This is a genomic window from Carnobacterium sp., from assembly GCF_032094055.1.
Taxonomy (GTDB): Bacteria; Bacillota; Bacilli; order Lactobacillales; family Carnobacteriaceae; genus Carnobacterium_A.
The window spans coordinates 4,919-6,933 of the sequence record NZ_DAMDAK010000081.1; the positions used below are offsets into that span (position 1 = coordinate 4,919).

Annotated in this window: 3 protein-coding genes and 1 pseudogene; all 4 read right to left on the reverse strand. The window is 39.0% G+C overall.

Features of this window, described 5'->3' with window-relative positions:
• Window positions 1-882 (reverse strand): sodium ion-translocating decarboxylase subunit beta (locus RT405_RS11000; RefSeq protein WP_313469677.1); only part of this gene is annotated, 882 nt, incomplete at its 3' end.
• A gap of 18 nt (window positions 883-900) precedes the next feature.
• Window positions 901-1,107 (reverse strand): biotin/lipoyl-containing protein, encoded by a 207-nt coding sequence (locus RT405_RS11005; RefSeq protein ID WP_313469678.1) that lies wholly within the window; start codon window positions 1,105-1,107, stop codon window positions 901-903.
• 83 nt (window positions 1,108-1,190) lie between these two features.
• The gene (locus RT405_RS11010; RefSeq protein ID WP_313469680.1) at window positions 1,191-1,367 is read right to left on the reverse strand and encodes an OadG family protein; all 177 of its coding nucleotides are present in this window, start codon (window positions 1,365-1,367) and stop codon (window positions 1,191-1,193) included.
• Between the two features lie 15 nt (window positions 1,368-1,382).
• Window positions 1,383-2,015: pseudogene (locus RT405_RS11015) on the reverse strand (oxaloacetate decarboxylase subunit alpha); the annotation flags it as partial.

The following is a 2,015-nucleotide window of genomic DNA, read 5'->3' on the forward strand; positions in this document are numbered from 1 at the left end:
GGCAATTAGGCCTAAAACGATAATTTTCACTGTCTCAATCGTTAAGAAAACCTCTCCACTTGCTTTTGCCCCCACAGATAAGCCTAATAAAATCGTTACAATGTACATAAAGGCATTTTGCAGTGTTTCAGTGATTTTGGGGACTTGTCCACTTTCTTTCACTAAATTACCCAGCATCAGCATCCCTATTAAAGGCGTAGCTGAAGGGACTACTAAGCCGACAATTAATGTCGTTGCGATCGGGAAAATAATTTTTTCTGTTTTAGAAACTTCCCGTAACTGCTCCATTTTTATTTCACGTTCTTTCTTAGTCGTTAACAACCGAATAATCGGAGGTTGAATAATCGGAATCAAGGCCATATAAGAATATGCAACAATGGCAATCGTAGATAATAAATGCGGAGACAGTTGAGTCGTTAAATAAATAGCAGTAGGTCCATCTGCTCCTCCAATTATGCCAATTGATGCTGCTTCTTGAGGTGTCATACCAAACATCAACGCACCGAAAAAAGCAATAAAGATGCCAATTTGCGCTGCTCCGCCTAATAACAATGTTTTTGGATTAGCAATCAACGGTCCAAAATCAGTAGCAGCACCCAGACAAAGAAAAATCAAAGGTGGAAAGATCCCCAAATCAATTCCTTGGTAAATATAATACAATAAACCGCCATTTTCTCCGTTTAACGGAGGTGTCATCAACCCTGCTAAAGGCAGGTTAACTAAGAACATACCAAAAGCAATCGGGATCAGCAAGTAAGGCTCATACCCTTTTTTTATCGCTAAATAAAGGAAAAAACAAGCTAAGGTCAACATAATCAGCTCTTTATACGTCAAGTTTGCAAATCCTGATGTTCGAATCATTTCGTTCAGAGCATCCAACATACGAACTCCTCCAATGTTTTAGAGCACAACCAAAATGTCTCCTGCTTCCACGGTTTGATTTTCACGGATGGAGATATTTGACACTATTCCACTTTGAGGTGCTACTATTTCATTTTCCATTTTCATAGCTTCCAAAACACACAAGACCTCACCCGCTTCTACAGCTTGTCCTTTTTTTACAGCTAACGATAAAATTGTTCCCGGCATGGGAGCAGTTACTTCCATACTGGCGGATGATTCAGCTTCCGTATCGGAACGTGAAAAAGAAGGTTCTGATTTTTGAGGTATTTTTTGAGATGTGGTTGGAGTTAGATCCGTTTGTTCTGGAAGTTCTTTAACAGAAACGTGATAGACTTTTCCATTTCTTTACGCTGAATGAAGCGGTGCATTACTTCAATGACAAATTGTAAAATAACCAATGCTAAAAAAACAATGACTAGACTGGTTACCATAACTATAACTCCATCTACCAAAGTAAAGTCCATGTTACGTCGTCTCCTTTACATCACTGCCCTTATTTTGATCAGCTTGTTTTCTTGCTGTTCGCTTTTATTTTCAGTTGAGTTGGCATTTATTTGGGAGTATTTCTTTTCAAGAAAAGCTTTGCCGACTTGAGGAAACATAGCATACGTTAAAACATCTTCATCTTTTTTTGCCAACTCACCCAATTCAGCTTTTAAGCGATCAAACTCCGGTAAAATATGATTAGCCGGTCGATCCATGATCACTTCTTCGTCTTTAATGATCTGCTTTCGAAAAACTTCTTTGACAGGTACCGGACTTTGTCCATAAGAACCCCGTAGATATTCTTTAATTTCATTTGGTACCATTTGGTATCTTTCACCTGACAACACGTTAAAAACAGCTTGTGTGCCTACCATTTGACTCATTGGTGTGACTAAAGGCGGATAGCCTAGATCTGCTCGGACCTTAGGTACTTCTTTTAAAACTTGGTCGTATTTGTCTGTAGCTTTCGCTTGTTCTAATTGACCGTATAAATTAGATAACATTCCTCCTGGTACTTGGTACAACAGCGCCTTGGGATCAACTCCCATCATTTTAGGGTTCAGTACACCTGAAGCTAAATAATGATCTCGTATCGGCTTGAAATAGTCAGCAATCTCTTCCAATAA